Source organism: Flavobacterium sp. CAU 1735 (assembly GCF_039888695.1).
Taxonomy (GTDB): Bacteria; Bacteroidota; Bacteroidia; order Flavobacteriales; family Flavobacteriaceae; genus Flavobacterium.
Map to the genome: position 1 here is coordinate 111690 of NZ_JBDQQQ010000010.1, position 9051 is coordinate 120740.

Genomic DNA, 9051 nt, shown 5'->3' on the forward strand with positions numbered 1-9051 from the left:
TACACTGTTTTTTGTGATTTTTTTGTGAATTTTTGTTACTTTGTGTGAAACAGAAAATTCTACCTATGAGAAAAATTGCATTGACACTGCTTTGTTTTATCGGTACTATGGCCGTTCAAGCACAGGAACCTGTTCAGGATACTACAAAACACTGGACAACCAAAGGGAATATCTCATTCCTTCTTAATCAATCGGCCTTTAACAATTGGGTTGCCGGGGGAGAAAACAATATCGCCGGTAATCTCGGCGTGAATTACGATTTTAATTATAAGAAGGGTGACTGGTCCTGGGACAATAAAATTATTGCCGCTTACGGGCTTGTAAAAACGAAGAACTCCGCTTTTGAAAAGAAAACGGACGACCGATTGGAGTTAAACTCGCTATTGGGTAAAAAAGCATCAGGCTATTGGTATTATTCTGCTTTTTTAAACTTTAAAACGCAGATGACAAAAGGGTATACGTATGGTACAGATGCCGACGGTGCCGAAACCCGAAGTGAATACACTAACATTTTGTCTCCGGGATACCTGTCTTTTGGTCCGGGTATGCTTTGGAAAAAAAGCGATAATCTAAAAGTAAACCTGTCACCGGCGACGTCTAAACTAACGTTTGTTGACAAGAATTTTACCTTGCCCAATCAGGCCTATTTTGGCGTGGATGAAGGAAAAAGTATGCGGTATGAACTGGGTTTTAATGCATCGGCTTATTATAAGTTTAGCCTGATGGAAAACGTATCGGTTGAAAACATACTAAACCTGTACTCCAATTATCTGGAGGATCCGCAAAACGTCGATTTGGATTATCAGTTAAATATAGTGATGAAGATCAACAAATATTTATCGACCAATCTGGCTTTCCAAACCATTTATGACGACAATGCTTTTAAAGGATTTCAGATCCGTCAGGTATTGGGACTTGGAATCAATTACGGATTTTAAAATTTACACCTGACAGGTTTTTAAAACCTGTCAGGTGTAATATAGAGGTGTAAATAAATAGAAAAAGGCTGTCGATCGACAGCCTTTTTTTATTCTTCTTCCTTTTCAATAGCATCCTTATAATCGGGATACAGGAAATTATTATAAGGGAAGCGCGTAATATGAATCGTTCGTACGGCTTCGTATACTTTTTCACGGAATTCCTCGAAATTTTGCTTACTGGTTGCCGAAATAAATAAGGCATTGTTTTCACCCACCTTCGACATCCATGTGTTTTTCCATTCGTCCAGCGTATAGTGTTTGGTTGTCCGTTCGGTAATCAGATCATCGGAGTCAATCGTCAGGTGTTTATAAGCGTCGATCTTGTTAAATACCATGATCGTCGGTTTATCGGCACTTTTAATATCTTGTAAAATCTGATTTACAGAGGCGATATGATCTTCAAAGTCCGGATGCGAAATATCCACCACATGTAGTAATAAATCGGCTTCGCGTACTTCGTCCAGCGTACTTTTAAAGGATTCCACCAATTGTGTTGGTAATTTGCGGATAAATCCAACGGTATCCGATAACAGGAATGGTAAATTTTTGATCACGACTTTACGAACGGTTGTATCCAAAGTAGCGAATAATTTGTTTTCAACAAACACATCACTTTTACCAATGGCATTCATTAAAGTTGATTTTCCTACGTTGGTATAACCCACCAAGGCTACGCGAACCATAGCGCCGCGATTGCTTCGTTGTACCGACATCTGGCGGTCGATGGTTTTGATTTTTTCTTTTAATAAAGCAATACGATCCCTAACAATACGACGGTCGGTTTCAATCTCGGTTTCACCGGGGCCACGCATACCAATACCACCTCGCTGTCGTTCAAGGTGCGTCCACATACCCGAAAGGCGCGGTAGCAAATACTGACACTGTGCCAATTCTACCTGTGTACGGGCATAGGATGTTTCGGCTCTTTGGGCAAAAATATCCAGAATAAGGTTGGTACGATCCAGCACTTTACAATCCAATACTTTGGAAATGTTTTTTTGTTGTGCCGGTGTAAGCTCGTCGTCAAAAATCACAGTTTTAACGTCGTTATCTTTTATATAGTATTGGATCTCTTCCATTTTACCGGTTCCCACAAATGTTTTGGGGTTGGGCTTGTCCATTTTTTGAGAAAAACGCTTCACCACTTCACCTCCGGCAGTAAAAGTCAGGAATTCCAGTTCATCCAGATACTCGCTAAGTTTTTCTTCGCTTTGCTCTTTGGTAATGATTCCGACAATTACGGTTTTTTCAAAATTGATTACTTCTTTCTCTAACATTCTTTTCTATTAAAGCACAAAAATAAACATTTCGCGATTAATGGTAATAAATATTAAAATATATCAGAAGCGTATTAAAGTGTTTTTTACTCCTTTGTGAACGAAAAATAAAGTTTTTGAAATTTTATAGTCATTATTTTCCTGTTAATGACTAACGGAAATGGGGTTGTTAGCCTCTTTTTGGCTACGGAATTACCCAAAATAGTAGTGCTATTGGACTTTTTGAAAAACTTTTTACTGAGATGATTGCAGTAAAATTATAAGAGACTGGTTTCAAGGAGATAGGCTGTGACGGTTGTATTTGAGGGAAAATGTGAAATACCAAACATTCGAATTGAGAATTGTTAAGAAATTGATAATAAAATAATTTAACAATACAAAAAGAGTGAGCTATTAAGCTGGTTTTTTTGTGAATTTTAACATATAACGTTAAGTTATTGCTAATTTTATTTTATATTTGGGGATTAAACTTATCAAAAATCATAGGATTAATTATGAAAAAAATTACATTATTAATTCTTATGTCATTATTGAGTTTTGTGAGTTACTCACAGGTTTTCCCAGAAGGATTTGAAGGTGCTTTTCCGCCGTCAGGACCTGGGGGAGCTTGGGTTGTCTCTCATAATGGCATAGGAATGGGACCCGCTAACGCGAACCTGTGGGTGCGTACACCGCTAAATTCCACAGCATCCCCTCCCCACACAGGCAATTATGCCGCGATGGTTGAAAGAGTGAATATTGGAGACGGAAACACCGAGCAGGATTGGTTAATCTCTCCTTTGGTTACTGTGCCGGCTAATGGGCAGTTACGTTTCTATGGACTTCACGGCCGCGCCGGAGATCAGGGATCAAAACTGAAAATTAAAATATCAACGTCGTCACAAACCAACTTGGCTAGTTTTACTACCGAGGTGGCCAACTTGACTGAAACTCAGGTATCTCCTGTTGCAGGGGAATACAGAGAGGTGGTAGTGAACCTGTCGCCAGCTGTAGCAGCTAACCAGCAAGTGTATATTGCTTTTGTAAGAGAGCATACACAAGTTGGAACTGCAGCCGATGGTGACCGTTTTGTAATTGATGATATCAATTTGGTTCAGCAGTGTTTGGATCCTAGCAATGGGGTAGCGAGCAATGTTACAACGAATTCAGCTGTATTAACATGGACGAATCCAAGTGGTTCTACACAGTGGGAAATCGAATTAATCCCTTCTGCCGATCCTTTAACCGGAGTAGGACAAGTTATTAACTCGAATCCATATACGGCTACTACAACTTCAACGGGTGCACCTATAGCACCAGGAACTGTTTATCAGTATCGCGTTCGTTCTATCTGTACCGGTGGTGTTCCAAGTAACTGGGCCGGACCGTTCTATTTTACAACGGTATCTTTAGGACAGACTTGTGCCGCACCGATTGCGATAAGCCAATTACCGTATTCGACTACCGATAATACAAGTAACTACGGAAATAATATTAATGGTACCCAGGGAACAACTGGTTGTGGTACCACAACAAACTATTTAACGGGTAATGATGTAGTGTATTCTTATACTGCGACTTTTACCGGTAATATTGATATTTCGATGACTCCTACGGCAACGTATTCGGGGATTTTCGTATATAATAACTGTGCTAATATCGGAACTAGCTGTTTGGCAGGTATCGGAAACTCTACTTCCAATATCAGAAACATTCCTAACTTCCCGGTAACAGCAGGAACGACCTATTACTTTGTTATCTCTACAAATGCGGCTCCGCAAACTACGGGATATACTTTAGTAATTCAGCAAGTAACATGTGCGCCTCCAACTGCTTTGGCTGTTGCAGGTATTACAATGAACTCGGCTAACTTAAGCTGGGGTAACCCTTCAGCAGGAACAGAATGGCAGGTTGCCGTTCAGCCTTTAGGTACAGCAATTCCACAAACTGCCGGAACAACGGTAACGGGTGGACCGGCTTATACCGCTACTACAACTGTAACCGGAGCGCCTTTAGCATCTGGAACAGACTACCAATATTATGTGAGAGTAAAATGTCCTGATGGATCGTTTAGTCAGTGGGCTGGACCAAGAACATTCACGACATTACCAAACTACTGTGCTGGAGACCATTTCTTCGATCCAGGAGGACCTAACGGACAATATGCAAACAGTGCCAACGTAACAACAACGATTTGTCCTGCGAATCCAGGTGATATCGTTACCGTTACTTTCAACTCGTTTGACACAGAGTCAGGATACGATTTCGTTCGTGTTTATAACGGACCAAATGCTACGTCTCCATTATTAGGAACATACTCTGGAAACTTAACAGGAGCTAACTTACCAGGGCCTTTCGAATCATCAGGACCTGGAGCTTGTTTAACTTTCGTGTTTACTTCAGACGGAAGTGGAATCCGTGACGGATGGGATGCAACAGTAACATGTGCACCACCACCAACATGTCCGAAACCGAAAAACTTAGCAGTATCGAATATCACGGCTCATTCAGCTCAGTTAAACTGGTTGGAGTCGGGAACAGCTACAAGTTGGGTTGTAATCGCTGTACCTGCTGGTACACCAAACCCGAACAGTAACCCAATCCCTGGAACAGCAATTACGGCTACGGTAACTACACCACCACCGTATGTGTTAAACGGATTGAATTCAAGTACTGATTATGATTATTATGTAAGAGCAGTTTGTAGTCCGACAGATTCCAGTACATGGGCAGGACCTAGAAACTTTAAAACACAAGCTGACTTCTGTGCTGGTGATCATTTCTTTGATCCAGGAGGACCTAATGCACAGTATGGAAACAATGCGAACGTAACAACAACAATCTGTGCGCCAACTCCTGCAGATATGATTACCGTTACTTTCCTTAACTTTAATACGGAGTCCGGATTTGATTTCGTTCGTGTATATAACGGACCAAATGCTACGTCTCCATTATTAGGAACTTATTCTGGTGCTTTAACCGGAGCAAACTTACCAGGTCCATTTGAATCTAACGTGGGTGGATGTTTAACATTTGTATTTACATCAGATGGAAGTGGAACACGTGACGGATGGGATGCTACTGTAACATGTGCACCACCACCAACATGTCCGAAACCGAAAAACTTTGTAGTGTCTAACCCTACAATGAACTCGGTTCAGTTAAACTGGCTTGAAGCCGGAACAGCAACTAGCTGGGTTGTAATGGCAGTTCCAACAGGAACTCCAGATCCAAATACAAACCCAATCCCTGGAACAGCAATTACGGCTACGGTAAATACACCACCACCGTATGTGTTAAACGGATTGACCTCAAATACAGAATATGATTTCTATGTAAGAGCGGTTTGTAGCCCAACGGATTCCAGTACATGGACTGGTCCTAGAACACTTAGAACATTACCAAACTACTGTGCCGGTGATCATTTCTATGATCCGGGAGGACCTAGCGGTCAATACGGAAATAACGCGAACGTAACAACTACTATCTGTCCGGCAAACCCTACGGATATGGTTACTGTTACATTTAACAGTTTCAATACGGAAGCAGGTTTTGACTTTGTACGTGTATATGAAGGTACAGGAACAACAGGTACATTATTAGGTACATATGCAGGAGATTTAACAACAAACCTACCTGGCCCATTTGAGTCAACTGTAGGTGGATGTTTAACATTTGTATTTACTTCAGACGGAAGTGGAACACGTGACGGATGGGATGCTACAGTAACATGTGGACCACCACCAACATGTCCGAAACCGAAAAACTTAACGGCTACCAATATTACACAAACGTCTGCTGATCTAAACTGGCAGGAAATGGGTACCGCTACTCAGTGGGAAGTGATTGTATTACCAGCAGGTTCTGCGGCACCAGCTCCTGGAGATACAGGGGTAATTGTTAATACACCTCCACCATTTACCTATAGTGGTCCACCGGCATTATTACCGGGAAGACCTTACGATTTCTATGTAAGAGCTATTTGTAGTGCTTCAGACATCAGTGCTTGGTCGATTAAAGGAACATTCCGTACGTTAATTTCGAATGACGAATGTACTGCGCCAATTCACGTACCGGTAAATGAAGATTCACTTTGTGGTCAGACAACTCCGGGAACATTAGCGGGATCAACTGCTTCTGCTTTACCAAACACTTGTGGTGGTAACCCGAATGATGACGTTTGGTTTGAATTTACAGCGACACATACACAACACTATATCGCGTTGTTAAATGTGACTTCGACTGGTTTAAGTACAGACAATATGTATCACTCTGTATACAGTGCATGTGGTGGTACACCAATTGTATGTAGTGATCCAAACAACAGTCTTGTAAACGGTTTAGTACCGGGACAAAACTATTTGATCCGTGTATATAGTAATGCTACAACAGCACAAAACTATTCATTCAACCTTTGTGTGGGTACGGTTATTACTTGTGCCGATGCGCAAGCATTCTGTGCGAACAATACATCACCATCGATTACCTTCCCAGGTTCTATCGGGGTACCAAACTTAGGAGCGGTAGCGTGTTTATCAACAACGCCAAACCCAACTTGGTATTTCTTACAAGTACAACAATCGGGTAACTTACAGTTCCAGATTTCACAAACAAGTACTACTGGAGCAGGAATTGACGTGGATTTCATCGCTTACGGACCGTTTACTTCACCAACAGCTGGTTGTGGTAACCTTGGAGCAAACGTAGGATGTAGTTATAGTACGGCGTCTGTGGAAAACTTTAATATTACGAATGCTATTGCAGGTCAGTATTATTTAATTGAGATTACGAACTATAACGGTAGTGCAGGTAACATTACGTTAGCACAAACCAACCAAGGTCAGCCAGGTGCCGGTTCTACGAACTGTGATATCGTTTGTACGGTTGACTTAGGTCCGGATAAAATATTGTGTGGACAAACATCATACACATTAGATGCGGGAATTGTTAATGCAACTACCTATACTTGGTATAACGGAACAAACGTTATCCCTGGAGCTACAGGTCAGACATTAACCGTTACTCAGTCAGGTACATATAGCGTAGTGGTTACAAAACCATCATGTTCAAACAACCCTACAGATAGTGTTAATATTACTTTCGGACCAACAATTAATCAGGTTACTATGCCGGATTATAAAGTTTGTGACGATGTATCTAACGACGGATTTGCTGATTTTGATTTATCTACATTAACCGCTCAGGTTGTTGCAGGTCAGAACCCGGCGTTTACATATAATGTAACGTATTATGCTTCTTCTGCTGATGCTACAGCTGGAGTAGGTGCAATCGATGCAACAGTTCCTTATAACAGTAACACGAAAACAATTTATATCCGTGTTGAAGGAGCAAATGCTGCTACTTGTTTTGGTGTCATTCCAGTGAATTTAGTTGTTAAACTAATGCCTATTGTTACTATGCCGGCTACATATTCTGTATGTACTGGAAACGTAACGATTGTTGGAACACCTCAAAACTATACTGCTGCTAACAATCCAACGTATACATGGTACTTCGGTACAACTGTAATCGCTGGTGAAACATCAGAGCAAATCACGGTGTCACAACCAGGTACTTATACTTTGGAAGTAACAGTAGACGGATGTACAAACTCTGTTAGCACAGTTGTAACAAACGACGGTGTTACAGTTACCGCTCCGGATGATGTAACCGTTTGTGGATCGTATACTTTACCAACATTAACGACTGGTACTTACTATACAGGTTCTGGTGCTACAGGTACAGTATTAAATGCAGGTGATGTTATCACATCGACACAAACAATTTATGTATACTTACAGTCTACGGTTAACCCTAGCTGTTATGCAGAAGATAGTTTTACAGTAAATATTACAACAAACATTGTAGCTCCGGTAATTCCAAGCGCAACAGTTTGTGATAGCTATACATTACAACCATTACCTTCGTTTGCGAATTACTATACAGGTACTGGTGGAACAGGAACATTGTTAACAGCTGGTTCTACAATTACAACTTCACAAACAATCTATGTATATGCACAGTCTGGTGTAGCGCCAAACTTCTGTACAGATCAAAGTAGTTTTGTGGTAACGATCCAGACTGCAACTGCTGATGCTCCGGCTGACGTAGCTTCTTGTGGAGCATATACTTTACCGGCATTGTCTGCTAATAATAACTACTACACTGGCCCAGGTGGTACAGGTACGATGTTAAATGCAGGTGATCCTGTTAATGCAACAACAGTATTGTATGTATACACAAGTACTTCTGCAGGATGTAATGCTCAGAATAGCTTCAATGTAACGATCTATAATACACCTACGGTTGCAACATTACCAGATGTAACGGTAGAATGTGAAGGATTTACATTACCGGCTTTACCAGCAGGAAATGCATACTATACCGGTACTGGTGGAACTGGAGCTCAGTTACAAGCTGGACAGGTAGTATCGACTACTCAAACAGTTTACATCTTTGCTCAAACCGGAACAGGTTCGGCAATTTGTACAAACGAAAGTAGTTTCGAGATTTCTGCTTCATGTGTGATACCTAGAGGTATTTCGCCAAACAATGACGGATTAAACGATACTTTCGACCTGTCTAATTTCGACGTAGAGAAACTAAGCATCTTTAACCGATATGGTACAGAAGTGTTCAGCCATGGTGCAGGTTATACTAAGCAATGGTTTGGACAATCGAAAGGTGGAAGCGAACTACCAGACGGAACGTATTTCTATGTTATCGAGTTAAAAGGAGGTGATACTAAAACCGGATGGGTTTATATCAGCAGAGAGAAATAAGCAGTAACACTATATAAAGACCTGCCTGAGCAA

The 9051-nt window shown here is 41.1% G+C and carries 3 protein-coding genes; 2 read left to right on the forward strand and 1 reads right to left on the reverse strand.

All coding sequences use genetic code 11. From position 1 onward, the window contains the following. Positions 1-65: 65 nt before the first annotated feature. Positions 66-938: a DUF3078 domain-containing protein gene (locus tag AAFN64_RS17345; RefSeq protein ID WP_347761435.1), complete on the forward strand. Its 873-nt coding sequence runs from the start codon at positions 66-68 to the stop codon at positions 936-938. Between the two features lie 89 nt (positions 939-1027). On the opposite strand, the gene hflX is transcribed toward AAFN64_RS17345, so the two are convergent. Further along, the gene (gene hflX, locus AAFN64_RS17350) at positions 1028-2257 is read right to left on the reverse strand and encodes a GTPase HflX (protein ID WP_347761436.1); all 1230 of its coding nucleotides are present in this window, start codon (positions 2255-2257) and stop codon (positions 1028-1030) included. A 494-nt stretch (positions 2258-2751) separates the two neighbouring features. Between hflX and AAFN64_RS17355 the strand changes: the two genes are divergently transcribed. Continuing rightward, positions 2752-9018 (forward strand): fibronectin type III domain-containing protein, encoded by a 6267-nt coding sequence (locus tag AAFN64_RS17355; RefSeq protein ID WP_347761437.1) that lies wholly within the window; start codon positions 2752-2754, stop codon positions 9016-9018. Positions 9019-9051: the final 33 nt, after the last annotated feature.